Source organism: Phenylobacterium sp., from assembly GCF_004799515.1.
Taxonomy (GTDB): domain Bacteria; phylum Pseudomonadota; class Alphaproteobacteria; order Caulobacterales; family Caulobacteraceae; genus Phenylobacterium.
The window spans coordinates 399,750-420,051 of record NZ_SSMX01000026.1 but is presented as its reverse complement, the minus strand read 5'-3'; the positions used below and the strand labels follow the sequence as shown (position 1 = coordinate 420,051).

Annotated in this window: 15 protein-coding genes; 9 read left to right on the top strand and 6 right to left on the bottom strand. The window is 71.3% G+C overall.

Features of this window, described 5'->3' with window-relative positions; genetic code table 11:
* The first annotated feature begins 20 nt into the window (after positions 1 to 20).
* The 4 genes from E8A49_RS11420 (at position 21) to E8A49_RS11405 (ending at position 5,176) form a co-directional block, all read left to right on the top strand.
* Positions 21 to 572: an RNA polymerase sigma factor gene (locus E8A49_RS11420; RefSeq protein WP_293380770.1), complete on the top strand. Its 552-nt coding sequence runs from the start codon at positions 21 to 23 to the stop codon at positions 570 to 572.
* 99 nt (positions 573 to 671) lie between these two features.
* Positions 672 to 1,670, top strand: coding sequence for a FecR family protein (locus E8A49_RS11415; protein WP_293380768.1), 999 nt, complete (start codon positions 672 to 674; stop codon positions 1,668 to 1,670).
* Positions 1,671 to 1,829: 159 nt separating this feature from the next.
* Positions 1,830 to 4,220 carry a TonB-dependent receptor gene (locus E8A49_RS11410; protein ID WP_293380766.1) on the top strand — a complete coding sequence of 797 codons (2,391 nt, stop codon included), beginning with the start codon at positions 1,830 to 1,832 and terminating at the stop codon, positions 4,218 to 4,220.
* A 155-nt stretch (positions 4,221 to 4,375) separates the two neighbouring features.
* Complete coding sequence (locus E8A49_RS11405; RefSeq protein ID WP_293380763.1) at positions 4,376 to 5,176, top strand: glycosyltransferase family 2 protein; 801 nt, start codon at positions 4,376 to 4,378, stop codon at positions 5,174 to 5,176.
* A gap of 3 nt (positions 5,177 to 5,179) precedes the next feature.
* On the opposite strand, the gene E8A49_RS11400 is transcribed toward E8A49_RS11405, so the two are convergent.
* From E8A49_RS11400 to E8A49_RS11390, 3 genes are all read right to left on the bottom strand, one after another.
* Complete coding sequence (locus tag E8A49_RS11400; RefSeq protein WP_293380760.1) at positions 5,180 to 6,979, bottom strand: response regulator; 1,800 nt, start codon at positions 6,977 to 6,979, stop codon at positions 5,180 to 5,182.
* A complete protein-coding gene (locus E8A49_RS11395) occupies positions 6,976 to 7,431 on the bottom strand; it encodes a YfiR family protein (protein WP_293380757.1) in 456 nt (151 codons plus the stop codon). The genes E8A49_RS11400 and E8A49_RS11395 overlap by 4 nt, the downstream gene beginning before the upstream one ends.
* 203 nt (positions 7,432 to 7,634) lie before the next feature.
* The gene (locus E8A49_RS11390) at positions 7,635 to 9,269 is read right to left on the bottom strand and encodes a GMC family oxidoreductase (RefSeq protein WP_293380754.1); all 1,635 of its coding nucleotides are present in this window, start codon (positions 9,267 to 9,269) and stop codon (positions 7,635 to 7,637) included.
* 262 nt (positions 9,270 to 9,531) lie between these two features.
* Between E8A49_RS11390 and E8A49_RS11385 the strand changes: the two genes are divergently transcribed.
* Positions 9,532 to 11,472, top strand: coding sequence for a PAS domain-containing sensor histidine kinase (locus E8A49_RS11385; protein ID WP_293380751.1), 1,941 nt, complete (start codon positions 9,532 to 9,534; stop codon positions 11,470 to 11,472).
* Positions 11,473 to 11,479: 7 nt separating this feature from the next.
* Here E8A49_RS11385 and E8A49_RS11380 read toward each other — a convergent pair whose 3' ends face one another.
* Positions 11,480 to 12,313, bottom strand: coding sequence for an SDR family NAD(P)-dependent oxidoreductase (locus E8A49_RS11380; protein WP_293380748.1), 834 nt, complete (start codon positions 12,311 to 12,313; stop codon positions 11,480 to 11,482).
* Between the two features lie 172 nt (positions 12,314 to 12,485).
* On the opposite strand from E8A49_RS11380, the gene E8A49_RS11375 reads away from it, so the two are divergent.
* Positions 12,486 to 13,385 (top strand): hypothetical protein, encoded by a 900-nt coding sequence (locus tag E8A49_RS11375; RefSeq protein ID WP_293380745.1) that lies wholly within the window; start codon positions 12,486 to 12,488, stop codon positions 13,383 to 13,385.
* 6 nt (positions 13,386 to 13,391) lie between these two features.
* Here E8A49_RS11375 and E8A49_RS11370 read toward each other — a convergent pair whose 3' ends face one another.
* Entirely contained in the window at positions 13,392 to 14,366 is a 975-nt protein-coding gene (locus E8A49_RS11370; protein ID WP_293380742.1) for an HWE histidine kinase domain-containing protein, read from the bottom strand.
* Between the two features lie 240 nt (positions 14,367 to 14,606).
* On the opposite strand from E8A49_RS11370, the gene E8A49_RS11365 reads away from it, so the two are divergent.
* A complete protein-coding gene (locus tag E8A49_RS11365) occupies positions 14,607 to 15,713 on the top strand; it encodes a 2OG-Fe(II) oxygenase (protein WP_293380739.1) in 1,107 nt (368 codons plus the stop codon).
* Position 15,714: 1 nt separating this feature from the next.
* Here the strand turns inward: E8A49_RS11365 and E8A49_RS11360 are convergent, their stop codons facing one another.
* Positions 15,715 to 17,547 (bottom strand): DUF4231 domain-containing protein, encoded by a 1,833-nt coding sequence (locus tag E8A49_RS11360; protein ID WP_293380736.1) that lies wholly within the window; start codon positions 17,545 to 17,547, stop codon positions 15,715 to 15,717.
* Between the two features lie 198 nt (positions 17,548 to 17,745).
* On the opposite strand from E8A49_RS11360, the gene E8A49_RS11355 reads away from it, so the two are divergent.
* Complete coding sequence (locus E8A49_RS11355) at positions 17,746 to 18,393, top strand: PEPxxWA-CTERM sorting domain-containing protein (protein WP_293380733.1); 648 nt, start codon at positions 17,746 to 17,748, stop codon at positions 18,391 to 18,393.
* Positions 18,390 to 20,297 (top strand): toll/interleukin-1 receptor domain-containing protein, encoded by a 1,908-nt coding sequence (locus E8A49_RS11350; RefSeq protein WP_366928814.1) that lies wholly within the window; start codon positions 18,390 to 18,392, stop codon positions 20,295 to 20,297. Before E8A49_RS11355 ends, E8A49_RS11350 begins: the two co-directional genes overlap by 4 nt.
* Positions 20,298 to 20,302: the final 5 nt, after the last annotated feature.

The following is a 20,302-nucleotide window of genomic DNA, read 5'->3' as shown; positions in this document are numbered from 1 at the left end:
ATTGCGGCACATCCTGCGGCGTGGCTGATGCGCCGAAGCCCTCCGCGACGGATGATCCCCTGCTGGCGGCCTATCTGGAGCGGCGGGCGAACCTCGTGCGCTTCCTGGCGGCGCGGGCGGGCTCGCTGGCCGCGGCCGAGGACCTGGCTCAGGAGCTCTATCTGAAGCTCGCTGGGCGCGAGCGGGCGCAGGACATCGGCAACCCCACGGCCCTTCTCTACCGCATGGCGCTCAACCTGATGCTGGACCGCGCCCGCGGCGAGGCGCGCGCCGCGGCCCGGGACAGCGCCTGGCGCCAGACCGCGCATGCCCAGGTGGCCGGGATCGACGTGGCCGACGAACCCGCCGCCGACGACGCCGCCGCCGCCGCTCAGCGCCTGCGCCAGCTGGTGACCGCGGTGCGGGAGCTGCCGCCCCAGGCGGGCCGCGCCTTTCGCCTCCACAAGCTGGACGGCCTCAGCCACGCCGAGACCGCCCGCGTCATGGGCTTGTCGGTCAAGGCGGTGGAAAAGCACGTCAGCGCCGCCCTGAAGGCGCTTACCGCCAAGCTCGGCCCCAGGTTGAATTCATGAACAACCTGGAATTGTCCGTGTTCGCATCCACGACGGGGGGTTTTTCCGGGCCGGCGCCGTCTACTCCCAAGAGGGACGCATTGCGTCGAGTGGGAGCCGATGGCTGAGGCCTTGACCCAAAAGCGGGAGACCGGGGAAGCCGACATCCGCGCCGTCGCGGCGGACTGGATCGCGCGCCTGCAGGCGCCGGACCTCGACGCCGCCCAGGCCGCCGACTTCGACGCCTGGCTGTCGGCCGAGCCCGCCCATGCGCGGGCCTACGACGCCGCCCTCGCCGTGACCCTGGAGCTCGAAGCCGCCGCGCCGCGGATTTCCGAGGCGCTTGCCGACGAGCCGGCGCCCCGCCGCGCCGGCCGCCGCGGGTGGCTCATCGCCGGCGGCCTGGCCGCGGCGGGCGCCATCGCGCTGGCGGTCATGCCCTACGACGTGCTCGCGCCGACCAAGACTGAGACCTACGTTACCGCCAAGGGCGAGCACCGCAGGCTGAAGCTGGCCGACGGCTCGACGATCGAGATGAACGCCGGCTCGCGGCTCAGCGTCACCCTGGAGCGCGGCGAGCGCCGGGTGGTCCTGCCCGAGGGCGAGGCGGTGTTCGACGTGGCCGCCGACAAGTCCCGGCCCTTCCTGATCTCCGCCGGCGACCGCACCGTGCGCGTGGTCGGCACCCGCTTCGACGTCCGCCATCGCGGCCACGCGCTCTCCGTCGCCGTCGAGCGCGGCGTGGTCGAGGTGCGGCCCGCCGACGGCGCGCCCGGCCGCGCCTGGCGCTTGCGTCCCGGCCAGCGGCTCGACGCCAGCGAGGGCCGGCCCGCCGTGCAGTTCAGCGCCGTCGACCCTGCCGAGGCCGAAAGCTGGCGCGCCGGTCGGCTGATCTTCCGCGACCAGCCGCTGGGCGAGGTCGTCGCCGACCTCAACCAGCAGTTCGACAAGCCGATCGTCCTGGACGACCCGGTGCTGGCCGCTACCCGCGTCTCCGGCGTACTGGTGCTCGACGACCAGGCCGCGGTTCTTCGCCGCCTCGCTTTGCTCGCTCCCCTCAAGGCGCTACCCTCAGGGAAAGGGGTCGTGCTTCGCACCGATCCGGCGGCGAAGCCATGAGGGGGACAACGGGCCATATCCAGGCCGGCGGCTGTTCTGTGCGCGTCCCTTACGGGACTGTGCCTCCTCGCGCTCGCCCCGCGGGCTGAGGCCGCTGAAGCGCGCCGGCGCTTCGCCATCCCGCCCAAGCCCTACGCCGAGGCCCTGATCGACCTGGCGGTGCAGGCCAACGTTTCCCTGCTGGGCGCCTCGGCCTGCGGCGCGGGCGGCCAGACTGCGCTCTCCGGCCGCTATCCCTTGAGCGAGGCCCTGACCCGCGTGCTGGCCGGCGCGCCCTGTACGTTCCGCATCGTCGACGCCCGCACCGTGCGGATCAGCGCGCTCCCCGCCGCGCCCGCCGCCGTGGTGGTCGGCAAGGCGCCGGCCCAGCCGGTGGTCGACGAACTCATGGTCACCGCCCGCAAACGGCCGGAGCGCGAGGACTCGCTGCCCGCCGGCGTCAGCGTCATCTCCGCGGACCAGCTGTTCGCCACCAACGCCTACGACGTGCGCGACACCGCCGGCCAGTTGGTCGGCGTCTTGACCACCAACCTCGGCCCGGGGCGCGACAAGCTTCTGATGCGCGGCCTCTCCGACGGCGCCTTCACCGGCCGCGCGCGCTCCACCGTCTCGACTTATCTCGACGACGCCCCGATCAACTACAATGCCCCCGACCCGGACCTGCGGCTCACCGACGTCGCCCAGATCGAGACTGTGCGCGGGCCGCAGGGCGCGCTCTACGGCAACGGTGCGCTGGCCGGTGTCTACCGCATCGTCACCAACAAGCCCGACCCCGACCACTACACCGCCGGCGCCGAGGCGAGCTACGCCACCACCCAGGGCGGCTCGCCCAGCTATTCCGGCGAGGGCTACGCCAACCTGCCGCTCGCCGACGGCCGCGCGGCCCTCAGGCTCGTGGCCTACTACGACGACGAGGGCGGCTATCTCGACGACGTCTCGCTGCGGCTTTCCAACGTGGACTCCACGATCCGCACCGGCGGGCGCGCGGCGCTGCGCCTGGAGCTCGACAGCGACTGGACCCTCGACGTGGCGCTGATTGGCCAGCGGTTGAGCTCGCGCGACACCCAGTACACGACGCTCACGACCCTGACCCAGCGGGCCAACCAGGTGCGCGAGGCTTCGGACAACAACTTCGCCCAGGCGCAGGTGACTTTGCACGGCGAACTCGGCTGGGCCGACCTGAGCGCCTCCACCTCCTATGTGCAGAACGCCTACGACAACCTCTACGACGCCACCGCCGTGGCCGCCGTGTTCGCCGCGGACAGCGCGCTCACCGACAACGGGGTGTCGGTGGGGGTCTATTCCGAGGGCGCCCGCATCCGCCGCCTGGTGCAGGACGTGGTGCTCACCTCCACGGGCGCGGGCGCCTTCTCCTGGCTGGCGGGCGCCTATGGCTCGCTGTCGGTGGAGCGCACACCCTCGTCGCTGGACATCCTGCCCAACCCCGGCCAGCCGATCGTGGCCACGACCTCGCTGACCGCCCCAAGCCTGCAGATCGCGACCCTGCAGGCATCCGGCGGCGAAATGGCCCCGCCGGCGCCGGGCGGGCTGGAGGACGTCCAGTCCGCCCTGATCCGGGTCTACAACGAGAACCGCCGCGACAACCTCAGCGAGGCCGCCCTCTATGGCGAGGGAACCTGGCGCTTCGCCCCCGGCTGGTCGGCGTCGGCCGGCACGCGGATCTCGGAGACCAACCTGGACGTGAAGGCCGCCATCGTCGGCGCCCCGCCCGCCCAGTCGCGCGACATCGACGAAAGCCGCAGCTTCTCGGCCGTCACCTCCAAGCTCTCGGCGCAGTACCAGTTCGACGACGAGGGGCCGCTGGTCTACGCCCTGTATTCCGAGGGCTTCCGGCCCGGCGGGGTCAACTCCACCGGCTTCCTGCCGATCCGGCCCAGCCGCGCCACCTTCGATCCCGACCGGCTGATGAACTACGAGCTGGGGGCCAAGGGCCAGTTCCTCGACAAGCGCCTGATCCTGCGCGCGGCGGCCTTCTTCGACATCTGGACCAACATCCAGTCCGACCAGTACCGGCCGTCGGGCCTCGCCTACACCGCCAACGTCGGCGACGCCCATATCCAGGGGATGGAGGCGGAAGCCGCCTACGCATGGGACTTCGGCCTGTCGCTGCAGGCCAACGCGCTCTATTCGGCGCCCAAGTTCACCCGCACCAACCCCGACTTCGCCGGCCAGCTGGGCTCCGGCCTGCCAGGCGCTCCGCGCTGGTCGGGCGGGCTGGTGGCCAACTATGTGCGGCCCCTGCCCTACGGCGACCTGAAGTTCCATCTGGTGGGCCGGGCCAACTACACCGGCCCCGCCCGCCTTACCTTCGACCCGACCCTGTCGTCGCGAACCGACCCGGTGGTCGACGCCGAGATCCTGGCCGAGATCGACTCCCGCCGCTGGCGCGCCGGACTGTTCGTCTCCAACCCCGCCGACACCGCCGGCGACACCTTCGCCTACGGCAACCCCTTCACCTTCGGCCAGGTGCGCCAAGTGACGCCGCAGCGCCCGCGCACCGTCGGCGTGCGCCTGGCCACGGCGTTCTGAGGCGCCCCCTGCGGCGCGCCGTCGCAGGCCCCACAAATCGGCGAAATCCGGAATGTGGCGAACGGGGGGCGAAGCTTAACAGCGGCGTCTTAGCTTTGACGGCGGTTAACGCCGCGGGGGTCACGGGGGTGTCGCCGGTGAAGCTTTCGGCATTGGTGTGTGCGCACAACGACGAAGCGCGCCTGGCCGACTGCCTGCGCGGCCTCTCCTTCTGCGACGAGATCGTGGTGGTGGCCGACCGCTGCACCGACCGCTCGCAGGAGATCGCCCGCCAGTTCGGCGCCCGGGTGATCGACGGCATCTTCCCTCTGGAAAGCCAGCGCAAGACCGCGGGCCTGTCGGCCTGCCTGGGCGAATGGGTCCTGGAGATCGAGCCGGACGAGGCGGTCGGCGCGGCCCTGGCCTATGAGATCCGCGCCGCCATCCATGGCCGTCCCGCCGGCGACTGGTTCGACCTGCCCGTCGACACCTTCGTGGGCGACCGCGCGGTGCGCCACGGCTGGGGCGCGGGCCTTGGCGAGACCCGCGCGCCGCGCCTCTACCGCCAGGCCGCCAAGCGCTGGAAGGCCCGCCGGGTGCAGCCGCCGGCGACCATGGACGGCCGCTACGCCGGCGTCCTGGAGACGCCGCTGGTCCGCCGCGCCGATCCCGACGTCGGCCACGCCTTCGCCCGCCTCAACCAGCTGGCCGCCCTGCGCGCGCAGGACCTCGCCGACGCCGGCCGGGGCGGACGCCTGCGGGACGATATCCTGGCCGCCGCCGGCCGCTTCTGGACCTGCTACGTCTGGCGCCAAGGGGTGCGCGAGGGTGAGCTGGGCTTCCTGATCGCGCTGATGGCCGGCCTCGACGCGGTGCTGTCGGGCGCCCGCGCCCGCGAGCTCCTCAAGGCCCGCGCGGCCATCGCCGCCGAGCCGGCCATCGAGCCCGCCGCGCTGGGCGTCGCCGCCCGCCGCTGACCGCTACGCCGGAGCCTCGGGGCCCGCGTCCGCAACCCGCAGCCGCTCGCCGACCACGCGGGCCAGCGCGTCCATGCTGAAAGGCTTGCGCAGGAACGGCGCCTCGCCGCCCAGGGCCGCCTCCACCTGCTGGCTGTCGGCGTGGCCGCTGGCGAAGACGATCGGCAGGCCAGGCCAGCGCCGCCGCGCCTGCCGCGCCAGCTCCGCCCCGTTCATCCCCGGCATGGCGTAGTCCAGCAGCAGCAGGTCCGGCCGCAAGGTCTGCAGCATGTCCAGCGCCCGGTCGCCGCCATCGGCCTCCAGCACCCGGTAGCCCAGCAGCTCCAGGGTCTCGCAGGCCAGTTCGCGCAGGGCGGCCTCGTCGTCCACCACCAGGACGGTGCGCCCGGCCGCCGTCTCCAGGACCGGCTGCGGCGCCTCGCGCACGACCGTTGGCGTGGACGGCGCGGCCGAGCGGCGCAGCAGCAGCGTCACCGCCGTCCCGCCGCCCGGTTGGCTCTCGATCTGCGCCGCGCCGCCGGCCTGGCGGGCCACCCCATAGACCTGGCTCAGGCCCAGCCCCGTGCCCTTGCCCACGCCCTTGGTGGTGAAGAAGGGATCGAAGGCCCGCTCCATCACCTCCGCCGCCATGCCCTCGCCGGTGTCGGCGACGCTCAGCGTCACATAATCCCCCGCCTCCAGCAGCGGGTCGCCGGCCGGGACGGCGCGCAAGCCGGTGGCGATGGTCAGCCGCCCGCCGTCCGGCATGGCGTCGCGCGCGTTGATCGCCAGGTTCAGCACCGCCAGCTCCAGCTGGGTGCGGTCGCTGACCACCGCGGCGTCGGCCGCCTCCAGCCACACCTCCAGGGCGATGTCGGGACCCAGCGTGCGGACCAAGAGCTCGCGCATGTCGGCGATCAGCTCGGCGACCACAAAGGGGCGCAGCTCCAGCTTCTGGCTGCGTGAGAAGGCCAGCAATTGGCGGGTCAGGCTCGCGCCGCGCTCGGTGGCGGCCAGGCCGTTGCGCGACCAGGCGGCGACCCGCTCGGGGTCCCCGGGCTTTCGTCCGATCAGCTCGAAGGCGCCCTGCACAATCTGCAGGAGATTGTTGAAATCATGGGCGATACCGCCGGTCAGCTGGCCCAGCGCCTCCATCTTCTGCGACTGGCGCAGCGCCTCCTCGGCCTTGCCGCGGGCGTCCATCGCCTCCACCAGCCGCGCGTTCGACTGGGTCAGCAGCCGCGCCCGGGCCTGCAGCCGGCTGGCCGCCGCCGTCACAACCCCCAGCAGCAGGAAGGCCAGCAGGCTCAAGAGCGCCAGGCCGGAATGGCGGCCCAGCACCGAGGGCCAGGACTCCGGGACCGTGCGCAGATAGACCTCGCCCAGCCGCTGGCCCCGTTCGGAGACCACCCCCGTCACGGTGGCGCGCCGCCCGGCGAAATGCGCGCCCGGCGGCCCGGCCTCGGGCGGGGGCGGCTTGGCGTCCTTGCGGTGGATGCTCACCACCGCGTGGCCGGCGCTGTCATAGACCGCCGCCGCGGCCACCTCGGCGTTCAGCCCCAGGGCGGCGACGTATTCGCCCATGGCCACGCGGTCGTCGAAGGCCAGGGCGGCGCTGACGCTGGCCGCCAGGATGTCGGCCTGCACCTGCGCCTGGCGCACCGCCCGCTCGCGGTGGTCCACTTCGGCCCGCCAGCCCAGCAGGACGCCGATGGCCAGCAGCGCCGCCGCGCTCGCCCAGGCGACCCGCAACAGCCGCCGGTCGGCCAGCCGCTCGTCCCGGCGCAGGGACTCCGGCCGCGGTTCGGGCGTGGACAGGCTCACCGCTTCACCGTCACGGCCAGCGCCATCAGCTTGGAGCTGAGCGTCACGCCGCTTTCGCTGGCCTGGGCCGCGTCGATGCTGAAGCGCACGCGCGGGCCGTCCTCGATCAGGTGGACGATGCCGTGCGCGCCGCCGCGGGCTTCATCGGTCACGGTCACCACGGGCGCGGTGTTCACCGCCTCCAGCGCCTGGGCCGGGGACTGGCCGGGACCGCCGGCCACATAGGCGATCTGGCAGCCCGACCGGGGCTCCAGCCGCGCCACCCGCTTGACCACGATGGGCCGGCCGCCGGGCCGGCGCCCAGCGATCAGCCGGTCGAGGATGTCGCCGAACGGATCGGCCCCCTGTACGCAGAGGGTCACCGGGCTGGGCGGCGCGCCGGTGTCCTCGCCCGGCCAGGTCACGAAGGCGGCGAGGCGATAGAGGTAGGTGGCCTTGACCGCCAGCTCCAAGGCCTGCGGATCGGCCCGCGGCGCGCCGGGGACGCTCCACAGCGTCAGCGCAGCGGCGCAGGCCCCAGCCCAAAAGCCCCCGCGTCTAGAGACCCTAACTCTGGATCCGGCCAAATCCCCTCCCGGTCGGGCGATGACGCACCGCTGGCGCACCCCCACGTCAACGGCAACGCTTGGCGATGCGGAGGGTTCCCGGCCAAGGGCTACGCCAGCCCCTCGCCGGCCTTGTGCCCGTGCGGCCGCTCCACGCTGCGGGCCTTCTGCGCCGGCGCCGAGCGGCCCAGGCGTTCCAGCAGATGATCACCGACCCGCATGGCGTTGGCCACCGTGGTCAGCGTCGGGTTCACCGCGGCGATGGAGGGGAAGAAGCTGGTGTCGGTGACGTAGAGGTTGTCGAGTTCATGGGCCTTGCACCAGGGGTCCAGCACCGAGCTCTTCGGGTCCGAGCCGAACCGCACCGTACCGGCCTGGTGCGCCGTGCCGTAGAGCGGCAACAGGCTGCCGATGTCGAAGTGGTGCTGGCTGATCGGGTGGGCGTGATCGACGAAGCCGTCTAGCGAGGCGTGCAGTTTCTTCACCAACCGCTCGTGCCCCTCGAGGTTGTTGTAGGTGTAGTCGATGCAGATCCGCCCGTCGCCGGTCAGATGGACCCGGTTCTCCGGCAGCGGCAGGTCTTCGGAGATCACCAGCATCGACAGCATCCGCTCGGCCACGCCCTCGGCGATGGCGTCGGGCACCAGGGCCGGCGGCAGCCAGTCGGAGACCTGCCCCTCCAGGGTCTGGCCGCTCATGTATTCCAGAAGCTGGATATGCCCCATGGGCTTGTCGTAGCCGCCCGCCGGGTCGCCCCAGTAGAAGTCGTTGCAGGCCATGGTCTTGGGGAAGGTCACGTCCACATGCGCGGCGGTCATCGAGACCATCGCCGTCAGGGTGTGGAACATGTAGTTGCGGCCGACCTGGTCGGAGCCGTTGGCCAGCCCGTTCGGATGGGCCGCATTGGCGCTGGCCAGCAACACGGCGGCGGAGTTGGCCGCGCCGGCCGCCAGCACCACGATATCGCCGCTCCAGCGCTCCTCGCCCTGCTCGGTCTGGCAGACCACCTCGGTCACGCTCTTGCCGGAGGGGTCGGTCTCCAGCCGCGTGACCTTGCGCCCGGTCAGGAGCGTGACGTTGGGCAGGTCCATCAGGGGCTCGATGGCGATGGTCCGCGCGTCGGACTTGGCCTTCAGCAGGCAGGGATAGCCGCCGCAGGTCTTGCACTTGATGCACACCGAGGTGACCGGATGCGCCTGGTCGAGATTGATCCCCAGCGGCAGGGAGAACGGCCGCCAGCCCTGCGCCTGCCAATGACCGCGCAGCGCCGCGATCCCCGGATCGTCGCGCACGGCGGCGTAGGCGTAGGGCGGCTCGTCACCCTCCTCCGTTGGATCCGCGCCGCGCGCGCCATGCACCTTCCACAGCGTCTCGGCCTCGGCATAGTAGGACTTTAGGTCCGTCAGACTGATCGGCCAGGCGGGCGAGACGCCGCCTCCGTGCCGCACCTCCTGGAAGTCGTGTCCGCGCAGCCGCATCAGCGCCGCGCCGTAGAAGGTGGTGTTGCCGCCGACCCAATAGTGCGTGTTCGGATGGAAGGGCTTTCCCTTCTTGTCGAACCACGGCTCCTTGGTCTGGTAGCGGCGCTCGATGAACACCGCCTTGGGGCTCCAGTTCTCCGCCTCGCGGGGCAGCTGTTCGCCGCGCTCCAGGATCAGGATCGACTTGCCCGACGCCGCCAGCCGCTGGGCGATCGTACCCCCGCCCGCGCCCGAGCCGATGATCACCACATCGAAGTGCGCCATGGGCGGCCTCCCCTGCTAGGCGCGCCGGATCCCGTCCCGAGTCGGAAGCCATCGGCGGGCCGTGTGGACGATAGCCAGGACCCAGACCACGTCACCTGCAATCTTCTGGCTCGCCGGGTCGGAGAGGAGCAGGCCGCGCGAGGCCGGGTTGGAACCGTCGCCCCCGCCACCCCTTTAACTCATTGCCAGGTCGCTGGATGAAGCGGAAACAAGCAGGTTGTCGCACGAAGGCGGCCTGCCGAGCCTGCCTATCCCGATGCCCGTGACACTGAAACCCCGCCAGCTCAACGACCTCGACCAGGCCCAGCGTCTTGAGCTCCTGATCGACGCGGTGAAGGACTACGCCGTCTACCTGCTGGACGAGACGGGCAAGGTCGCGACCTGGAACACCGGCGCCCAACTGTTCAAGGGCTACACGGCCGAGGAGATCATCGGCCAGCATTTCTCGGTCTTCTACACGCCGGAGGACCGCGCCATCGGCATGCCGGAACGCGCCCTGCGGACAGCCGCCACCGAAGGCCGGTTCGAGGCCGAGGGCTGGCGGGTCCGCAAGGACGGGACCCGCTTCTGGACCCACGTGGTGATCGACCCGGTCATCGCCGAAGACGGCGCCCTGATGGGCTACGCCAAGATCACCCGCGACGTGTCGGAGCGTCAGGCGGTCGATCGGGCGCTCTACGAGAGCGAGCAGCGCTTCCGCCTCCTGGTCCAGGGCGTCCACGACTACGCCATCTACATGCTGGATCCTGACGGCAATATCACGAACTGGAACGCCGGCGCCGAGGCGATCAAGGGCTACAAGGCCGGCGAGGTCGTCGGGCGCCACTTCTCCATCTTCTACACGGCTGAGGACCGGGCGGCGGGCGTCCCGCAAAAGGCCCTGGAGACCGCGCTGCGCGTGGGCAAGTTCGAAGGCGAGGCCCAGCGGGTCCGGAAATCCGGCGAGCGGTTCTGGGCCAATGTGGTCATCGATCCGATCCACGACGAGCACGGCAGGCTGTTGGGCTTCGCCAAGGTCACCCGCGACGTCACCGAGGCGCGCCGGGCGCGCGAGGAGGTGGAGAAGGCGCGCGAAGCCCTGGGCCAGGCCCAGAAGATGGAGGCCATCGGGCGCCTTACCGGCGGCGTCGCTCACGACTTCAACAACCTGCTCACAGTGATCCGCGCTTCGGCGGACTTCCTGCGCCGGCCGGACCTGACCGACGAGAAGCGCGCCCGCTATGTGGAGGCCATCGCCTCCACCGCCGACCGGGCGGCGTTGCTGACCAGCCAGCTCCTGGCCTTCGCCCGGCGGCAACCCCTGCAGCCCGAGGTTTTCGACCTGGGCTCGCGGTTGCGCAGCCTGCAGCACATCGTCGGGACCACCATCGGCGCGGCCGTGGGCTTTGAGCTGATCCTGCCGGAGACCCCGCAGTTCGTCGACGCCGACCCCAGTCAGTTCGAGACCGCGATCCTCAACATGGTGATCAACGCGCGCGATGCGATGCCGCGCGGCGGCGCCATCACCATCACCTGCGCCGAAGCCAGCGGCGTCCCCGCGGTCCGTGGGCATTCGGCGGCCGCCGGAGACTTCCTGACCGTCGAAGTGGCCGATACCGGCGCCGGCATGTCGTCCGAAACGGTGTTGCGGATCTTCGAGCCGTTCTTCACGACCAAGGCCGTCGACAAGGGCACCGGCCTCGGCCTCAGCCAGGTCTATGGCTTCGCCAAGCAGTCGCGGGGCGAAATCGACGTCCGCAGCGAAGCCGGCGTCGGCACACGCTTCACCCTCTACCTACCGCGCGCCATCCGGGCGATCCGCGCGCCGCCCGACCCGGCGTCCGCGCCTCCTGAGATTCTGCCCGCCCGCCGGATTCTCCTGGTCGAGGACAACGAGGGCGTCGGCAATTTCGCCGCCGATCTGTTGAAGGAGCTTGGACAGGAGATCACCTGGGTGGGAGACGCCCAAGCCGCCATCGCCGCCCTCGAGACCGGGGCGGACCGTTTCGACGTGGTGTTTTCCGACGTCGTGATGCCTGGGATGAGCGGCATAGAGCTGGGCCAGCTGATCACCGCGCGCTGGCCCCACCTCGAGGTCATCCTCACCAGCGGCTACAGCCACGTGATCGTCGAGGAAGGCACCCACGGCTTCCCATTGCTCAAGAAGCCCTATTCCGTCGACGGCCTGCTGAGCGCCCTGCGCCAGGCGCCGCGAAAGGCTTGAAGCCCGCCTAATCCTCCAGGTGGTACTTCGCCGACGCACGGCCCAGGATGGCGATCAGCAGCGATTGCGGAAGCGAACGCAGCACGGCGGCGGCGACCTTGTTGTGCCAGCCGGGCACGATCACCACCTGGCCCCGGTCGTGGGCGGCGAGCGTCTCGGCCACCACCTGCCCGGCGGTCTGGAAGAAGCGGCGCGGGGCCTCGTCCATCACATGTTTGGTGCCGTTGGCCTCGGCGAACTCGGTGAGCGTGAAGCCCGGGCAGGTGACGGTGACCTTGACGCCGGTCCCCTTCAGCTCGGCGGCCAGCGACTGGCTCCAGCTCACAGCGAGGCTTTTCGCGCCCGGATAGAGGCTGTGGCCGGCGACGCCCGGCGCAAAGGCCGCCAGGGAGCCCACGTTGATGATCGAGCCGCCGCCCCGCTCAACCATGCCGGGGATCGTGGCGTGGGCCAGGCCGCAGGCGTTCACCACCAGGGTCATCAGGAAATCCCGCTGCCGGTCCCAGGGGACACTCACAAAGCTCTGGGCGATGGAGAAGCCGGCGTTGTTGACCAGCACGTCCACATGCCGGCCTCGCGCGGCCACTTGGTCCAGCAGGTCCTTGTGCGCCTCGAACAGCGACAGGTCGGCGGGAACGGCGAAGGCCTCGATCCCGTGCGCGGCGCTGAGCTCCGCCGCCAGGGCCTCCAGCCGCTCCACCCGACGGGCCGACAGCGCCACGTCGTAACCGCGCGCCGCATAGGCCCGGGCGAAAGCCGCGCCAATGCCGGCCGAGGCGCCGGTGACCAGCGCCAGGGGACGCGGGCGGATCGGGACATTCGGCGGGATTTCGGAGGTCATCGCCCCAGTAGCGGCGTTCGCCGCACCCGCGTCAAACATGGCCGGTTAAGAACGAAGCTTTACCGGAGCGTCACCTAAGGCTGACACACAGGCCGCGTAACAGATTATGTATCAAGATTGACATCCATTCGCCAGAGAGGCGAAACCTCGGTACGGACTGGAAAAGGACGCGATGAGCGAACCCTTCGCGAAAAAACTGGAACTGGTGCTGAAGGTCTTGTCGATGAGCCGGGCGCGGCTCGCCGCCGACCTGGCCGTGGACAAATCCGTCGTCGGGCGGTGGGTCTCCGGCGCCGTCCAGCCGTCGGCGCACAACATGTCCCTGCTGTCGGCCCTGGTGGCCGAACGGATCCCCGGATTTACGACGCTGGATTGGGACCGCAGCCTGGCGGCCTTCGCCGAGCTGATCGGCGCGGATCTGAACGCGGTCGCCGGCCACGCGCCGCCGCCCGCGAGCGCGCTCACCGGCCTGCCGCTGGTTGGCATGGAACAATTCCTTGCGGCGACCGCCTTGCGCGGACCCGCTTACGAAGGTTTCTACCGCACCACCCGCCCCTACGTGCTGATGCCCGGCCGGTTCATCCACGACCACGCCATGTGCCGGATCGATCCCACTGGCCTCCTGCGCCTGCGTATCGGCGCGGGCGGGACCATCGCCGACGGGTGGGTGCTGCCGGCCGGCAACCAGACGTTCAGCGTGACGGTCGATGTGATCTCGGGCGCCATCCTGTTCGGCATTTTCCACGGCGTCGCCACGCCAAAGGCCGCGGTGGTCGATGGCCTGGTGCTCGCCCCCAGCCTCGACGTCGGCCGCACGCCCGCCGCCTATCCGATGATCATGGAGCGGATTGCGGACCTCTCCGGCGACGTCGAGGCCGATGACCGTCACTTCCTCGAGCTTGCCGCGCTCAATCCGGTGGCGCCGGACGACTCGATTTCCGAGGAGCTGCGCAACCACCTGACCAGAGATTTCGGCCCGACCGCCGCGGCCCTGGGCGGAGACTTGCTGCTGCGCCTGCCGCTCACCCGCTCCATGGCCCGCGGCCCGATCTATGGCGAGGGCTCGAAGTAGGCCGCCTCAGCCCTCGGCGACACTGTCGCTGAGGGGCGCGGCCAGGCTGAACACGACGCCCGTGGGCGCGTAGACCAGGCGCACATTGGCCTTCAGCTCCGAGGCCAGGCCCCGCTCGATCAGCCGGCTGCCGAAGCCGGGCGGCCCGGGCGGCCCGACCGGCGGCCCGCCGCTCTCGCGCCAGGTCAGCTTCAGCCGCCGTCCGGCGCCCTCGCCTTCCAGGCTCCAGGTGAGCGAGACGCGGCCTTCGGGCGTCGAGAGCGCCCCGTACTTGGCGGCGTTGGTGGCCAGCTCGTGCAGGCCCAGCGCCATGGCGGTCGCGGTCTGCGGCGCCAGGTGCACCTCCGGCCCCTCGATGGTGAAGCGCTCGGCATCCCCGTGCGGATTGGCCATCTGCGCCGCCACCGACGCCAGGCTGGCCCCCGTCCAGGTCTCGGCCACCAGCACATCGTTGGCCCGCGCCAGCGCCACCAGCCGAGCCATGAACCGTTCGCGCGCCTCGGCCGGGATGTTCGGCCCGCGCAGGCTCTGGGCGGCGATGGCCTGCACGGTGGCCAGGCTGTTCTTCACCCGGTGGTTGAGTTCATTGACCAGCATCCGCTGGCGGCTGTCGGCGCTCTTGCGCTCGGTGATGTCGGTGAGCGTGATCGCCACCCCGCCGCCGCGCATGGGCACGATGCGCAGCTCGACCATCCGGTCCGGACGCATGGCCGAGGCGGTCTCGACGGTCGTGGAGACGCCCTCGTCCATGGCCGCGCGGCAATAGGCCTCGAACGGCGTGCCCAACCCTTGCGGGAACACCTCCCAGAGGTCGCGCCCCAGGATCGCGGCCCGGTCGACCCCGAAGTAGACCTCCGCCGCCCGGTTGAAGACCACATAGCGCCAACTGGAATCCAGCGCATAGAAGGCGTCGTTCACGCTCTCCAGGACCGCTTCCAGGCGCGCTTCGTAGGTCGGATCGGTCGGCGAAGCAGCAGTCATGACGCTCGTCACTAGGGCACAGCTACAACCCTAGCAGGCAGAAAAGCCCGGATGAAAGCCTATCCGCGCATGCCGCCGTTTTGCGGCGGTGCTTCCCGGCGGCGCGGCGGCGGCACACTTGGCCTTCGGAGCGCCGCATAACGGCCCTAGGCTTGCGTTGGCCGCCCCTGGGGTTCATGCCGCGCGGCGCCGTCTTTCGCAGGCGGCTCGTCCGGTCGCAATTTTGAGCGCAGTACTGTCATGACCCACATGAGGATCGGCGATCCGGCGCCCTGGTTCAACGCGCCGACGCCGACGAACCCCGGCTTCAGCTTCCCCTCCGTCGCCGGCCGCTACATCCTGCTGGGCTTCCCGCCGGCGGACCTCGCCGAACGCGAGCGGGTCTTCCAGGCCCTTTCGCCCAACACCGTCGACCTCGACGACGGGCGGGTGACCGCCTTCGTCTTCCTGCGCGACCAGGAGACCTTCGCCAGGGCCCGCGACCGCAACGGCATCCGCTGGTTCTTCGATCCGGACGACCGGATCTCCCGCCTCTACGGCGCGGTCGCCGAGGATGGGACGCGCCATCCCATGTGGATGGTCCTCGATCCGTCGCTGCGGGTGCTGTTCATCGCCCCCATCGAGGCGACCCAGGCGGTGTTCGAGCGCCTGCGGGGCCTGCCGCCGCCGGACTATCACGCGGGCGGACCGATGCACGCGCCGGTGATGATCATGCCGCGCCTGTTCGACCCTGAACTCTGCCGCCGGCTGATCACCTATTACGAGACCAATGGCGGCAAGCCGTCCGGCGTGATGCGCGAGGAGAACGGCCGCACGGTGGGCGTCCTCGACAACTTCAAGAAGCGGCGCGATTGCCCCATCGATGACGAGGGCCTGCAGGCGGAGACCCGCGGGCTGCTGCAGCGCAAGCTGCTGCCGGAGATCAAGAAGGCCTTCCGCTTCAACGTCACCCGGCTCGAGCGCTACATCGTCGCCCGCTATGGCGCCGACGAGGGCGGCTACTTCCGGCCGCACCGCGACAACCTCACCGCCGGCACGGCGCACCGCGAGTTCGCCTGCTCGATCAACCTCAACGCTGAGGAATTCGAGGGCGGCGACCTGCGCTTCCCGGAATACGGCATGCGCACCTACCGCCCGCCGACCGGCGGGGCGGTGGTCTTCTCCTGCTCCCTGCTGCACGAAGCGACGCCGGTGACCAAGGGCGCGCGCTACGCTTTCCTGCCCTTCTTCTACAATGAGGCCGGCGACGCGATCCGCGAGCGCAACGCCCACCTGATCACCCCCCAGCCGAACCCCGACGCGCCCGCCGAGGCCGAGGCGGAGCCGGCCCAGCAGACCGCCGGCTGATCTAGGCCGGGATCGCCAGCTTGCGGTGGCGGTAGCTTACCCGCCACTCGCCGAGGTCGGCCAGCATCACGCGGGCGGCGTTCTCCAGCGCCCGGCTGGCGCGGGTCAGGTCGGCCGGGCGGGCCTTCAGCTCCTCGGCGACCTCCTGCAGCTTGTCCGCCGTCTCTGCCGAGCGGCCGGACGCGCCGATGAAATCGCCCTGGCCGCGGATGCCGAACAGGGCCGCGCCGATGGTCGGCAGGCCCGCAGAGGCCACCGTCAGCCACCGCCCATAGGTGTGGACCAGCTCACTGCCCGCCAGGATGCCGATCAGCGCCGTTAGGCCGAGCGCCACGGTCAGGTAGAACAGCGCCGTGCCTGCCAGGTGCAGCCGGTGGTCCAGCTGGTGCATCCGCTCGGCGTTGGCGTGGTTGTAGCGCACCTGGTCGACCACCTCCTGGCGCGCGAAGTGGTCGACCAGGCCGGTGAGCGCATCCTGGCTGGGGATCGACAGCGGCGGGCCGATGTCGCGCCAGGTGGCGGCGGCGTACCAGTCGGTCCAGCGCCAGCTCGCCTCGCTGATCCCGTGCAGGCTGCGCAGGGGGCTGGCCGCCCCCAGGAGAGCCAGGGTGCGCATGGGCCTCAGCTGCTCGGCCAGCATGCGGTAGTCCAGCCAGCGGCGGTGCCACTCCGCGCGGTTGCCGAAGGTGGTGTTGAGGATCAGAAGGCTGATCAGCGTCAGCTCGCCCAGCAGCAGCCAGATCTTCGCCGCCGGCGCCAATACGCCGACCAGCGCCAGCAACACCGAAAGCGCGGCGGCCACATAGTTGAAGATCAGCGCGCTGCGGTAGGTCTGGGCGTAGTGGTCGGCCAGGCCGTCCGACCAGGCGAAGGCCCGCTGCACCGCCGCCAGGCCCGCCCGCGCCGCCGCGGAGCCGGCGATCGGCTGGTCGTAGAAGGCCGCCCAGTCCGCCGCCGCTGCGGTCTCATAGTCCACCGAGACGAAGTTGCGCCGCCGCAGCCGCCGCACGCCGGTCAGCGCCATCAAGAGCGGGAATTCCGGCCGCAGCCGCAAGCGCCAGCGCCGCTCGCCCAGGAACAGGGTGAGCGCCGCCCGCTCCGGCTTGGGCGCGGGCGGCGCCAGCATCGCCTCGACGATCTCGCTCAGGCTCGTCCCGTCCAGCGGCCGGCGCGGGGCGCTGTGCCGGTCCAGCCGGTCCGGCGCCAGGCCGCCGAACGCCGACCACAGGACGCTCGGCTCGCGCGCGCCCTCCGGATCGAGGTGCAGCACCGGCACGCCACGGCGGATCGCATACTCCACCACATCGGCCGTGCCGCCGTGGCCGCGCGCCGCCTGGCCGTCCCAGATCGCCAGCAGGATGTCGCACTGGGCCACGGTGGACTCGCCGGCCAGCGCATAGCCGCGGTCGTGGGCGACGGCCGCGCCCGCCTCGTCCACCGCGACGCCCGGCAGCTCCCAGACGTGATCTGAGCGCGCCAGGAGCGCGTCGAAGGCCTCGCCGTCGGCGCCGGTGAACTCGGCGCGGTAGGTGGCGTGTGGAAATGGCAGGACGGTGCGCAGGCCGAAGCCCAGCTCCAGGCCCGTCCGCGCCGCCAGCTGGTCGGCCCCCTTGGCGAGTTGCGAGATGAGCACCAGCCGGGGCGCCTGCGGCCGGTAGGCGTGGGTGTGCGCCACATGCGCCGCGACCACCCGCTCAGCCACGGCCGCCAGCAGGGCCGCCACCTTGGGCTCGAGCCGCCGCGCCGCCGCCGCCGACAGCGCCCGGTGCCCGGTGACCCCTAGGCGGAAGGTGAGCGCGGGGCGCGGCGGATGCTGCGCAGCCTGTTCTCGCATCTGTCCCCCGCCCGCCATAACCCGGTTCAGCGGCCACCCTAGCCGCCCGCCGCCGCCGTGGGGAGCCGTATCGCCGGTCGTTCCCGGCCCGTCACCCTGAACAATTTTAACAAGCTCGGCGGCGGCGCCCCTCACGGTTAAGGTTTTCTTAAATGTCGGGGATCCCCGACGTCCGGGGATGTGGCTGGGGAGGATCGAATGGGTAAGCTTGCCATCGCAGGGACCGCCGCAGCGCTGGGCCTAGGCCTGCTGACCGCCCTGCCGGCGGCCGCGACCGGCGTCGGGGCCGACCTCACCTACATCGACTTTGTCGGCCAGTGCGCCGCGAACGACTGTATCGGCTACGGCCTGGGCGTACTGACCTTGCAGAACTACACACTGGGGACCACCGCGACCCTCTCCAACTTCGTGGACTTCGAATATTCGTCGAGCGTGGTCAGCTTGGACATGACCCCCGCGGACCTCGGTGATTTCAGCGCCACCTTCACCACCTTGCCGGGCAAGGACGCGCTCGAGCTCACCGGCATCGCTGAAAGCTATCCGCAACCCTTCGGCGACGGCAGTTTCGACTTCGACACCATCCTGCCCAACAGCGAGGATCCGAAAGGCGTCTGGCTGCTGACGTTCTTTCCCTCGGACAGCGCGGAAAAGCCCGGCGGCCTCGGCAACCATGTCGAGGACGTTGGCGTGCCTTACGTCTACTCCGTCTCCAACTCCCCCAACCTGCCCACCGCGCCGACGGGCGGCGTGCCGGAGCCGGCGTCCTGGGCGCTGATGATTGCGGGCTTCGGCCTCGCCGGCGCCGGCCTGCGCCGCCGACGCGGTCGGGCTGAGACGGTCACCTGACCGCCGCCGAGACCACCGCCCAGGCCCCGGCGCCGCCCGACGCGGCGCTGACGGCCTACCGCGCCTTCCTGAGCTACAGCCACGCCGACGCCGCCACCGTCCGCTGGCTGCACCGCGCCCTGGAATCCTACCGCCTGCCGCGCAAGCTGGTGGGCCAGCTCACGCCGCTCGGCCCCGCGCCGCGGCGCCTCACGCCCATCTTCCGCGACCGCGACGAGCTGCCGGCCTCCGGCGACCTGGGCTCGGAGCTGCGCGCCGCCCTCGCCCGCTCCATCCGCCTGGTGGTGGTCTGCTCGCCCGCCGCCGCCTGCTCGCCCTGGGTCAACGAGGAGATCATCACCTTCAAGCGGCTGCATGGCGAAGGCGGCGTCCTGGCCCTGATCGCCGCTGGCGAGCCGGGCGCCTCGGCCAAGGGCCGTGAGGACGAGGAATGCTTCCCGCCAGCGCTCCGCCGGATCGGCCCCGACGGGCGGCTCACCGACGAGGACGCCCATCCCATCGCCGCCGATCTGCGCCGCCAGGGCGACGGGCGCCGGGCGGCCCTCCTGAAGCTGGTGGCCGGGCTCTCCGGCGTCCGCTTCGACGACCTCGCCCAGCGCGAGGCCCAGCGCCGGCTGCGGAGCCTGACCGTCCTGGCCGCCGCCTCCGCCGCGGGCATGGCGCTGACCGGCGGCCTCGCCGTCTACGCCAACGAACGCCGGATCGAGGCCGAGCACGAGACCGCCGCCGCCAAGGCCGCCGCCGACTTCCTGGTCGGGACCTTCGCCATCGCCAACCCCGCCACCGACAATCCGCGCACCATCACCGCCTTGACCATCCTCGAGCGCGGGGCCAAGCGTGCCCAGGCCGACCTCTCCGGCCAACCGGCCATCGCCGCGCGCCTGCTGGAGACCATGGGCCGCGCCTACAACAACCTGGGCCTGCTGGAAGAGGCCCGCGTCACCCTCGAAGGCGGCCGCGCGACCGCCCACAAGGCCGGCGCGGACGGCGCCGGCGCGCTCCTGGCGCTGGGGTCCACCTACGCACGCCTGGGCGACCTGCCCCAGGCGAGCGCGACGGGGGCGGAAGCCGAGCAATTGCTGGGCCGCGATCTGTCGCAATATCCCGAGCAGCGCGGGCAGGCCGCCGAACTCCGCGGGCGGATCGCCTATTCCAACTTCAAATTCGCCGAGTCCGACAAGGCCTACGCCGAGGCCGTCGCCGACTATCGCCGGGCCAAGAACCTGAAGCCGCAGGTCTTGGTGAAGGTGAACATCAACCACGCCACGACGCTGGCCGAGATGGGCCGCCACGACGACGCCCGCGCCGCCCTGCTGCAGGCGATCCAGATCAGCCGCGCCCAGATCGGCGAGCGCGACGCCCTGACCGGCCAGGCCTACCTCACCCTGGCCGAGAACGACGCCGGCGCGGGCCTCACGGCCCAGGCGCTGGAGGACATCGGCCAATCGGTCGGCATCCTGACTGCGGTGCTGGAGGACGGCAATCCGATCCTCGCCGACGCCCTGTCGGAGCGCGGGCAGATCGAGCTGAACGCCGACCAGCCCGCCGCCGCCCGCGCCGACCTAGTGCGGGCCATCGACATCTTCCGCCGCGCCTACAACGGGCCGCACGCCAAGACCGGCGGCAGCCTGGTCTATCTGGCCCTGGCCGAGTCCAAGCTCGACCACACCGCCGAAGCCCTGAAGGACCTCGACCTCGCCAAGATCGAATACGACGGCAGCTACCACCACCTGCACGTCAACCACGGCGACCGCCTGGTGAACCGCGCCGTGGTCCTGGCTCACGCCGGCCGCGTCGCCGAGGCCAAGCAGAACTGCGCCGAGGGCCTGCAGATCCTTGGGCAATTCCTCAAGCCCGACGAGGCCTTCTACAAATCCAACGTCGCCATCTGCGCCAGGATATAGCCGCG

Bases quoted from the DNA above. Each gene is read 5' to 3' on its own strand.
- E8A49_RS11370 (WP_293380742.1), bottom strand. From the start codon at position 14,366: ATGACTGCTGCTTCGCCGACCGATCCGACCTACGAAGCGCGCCTGGAA.
- E8A49_RS11365 (WP_293380739.1), top strand. From the start codon at position 14,607: ATGACCCACATGAGGATCGGCGATCCGGCGCCCTGGTTCAACGCGCCG.
- E8A49_RS11360 (WP_293380736.1), bottom strand. From the start codon at position 17,547: ATGCGAGAACAGGCTGCGCAGCATCCGCCGCGCCCCGCGCTCACCTTC.
- E8A49_RS11375 (WP_293380745.1), top strand. From the start codon at position 12,486: ATGAGCGAACCCTTCGCGAAAAAACTGGAACTGGTGCTGAAGGTCTTG.
- E8A49_RS11380 (WP_293380748.1), bottom strand. From the start codon at position 12,313: ATGACCTCCGAAATCCCGCCGAATGTCCCGATCCGCCCGCGTCCCCTG.
- E8A49_RS11390 (WP_293380754.1), bottom strand. From the start codon at position 9,269: ATGGCGCACTTCGATGTGGTGATCATCGGCTCGGGCGCGGGCGGGGGT.
- E8A49_RS11415 (WP_293380768.1), top strand. From the start codon at position 672: ATGGCTGAGGCCTTGACCCAAAAGCGGGAGACCGGGGAAGCCGACATC.
- E8A49_RS11355 (WP_293380733.1), top strand. From the start codon at position 17,746: ATGGGTAAGCTTGCCATCGCAGGGACCGCCGCAGCGCTGGGCCTAGGC.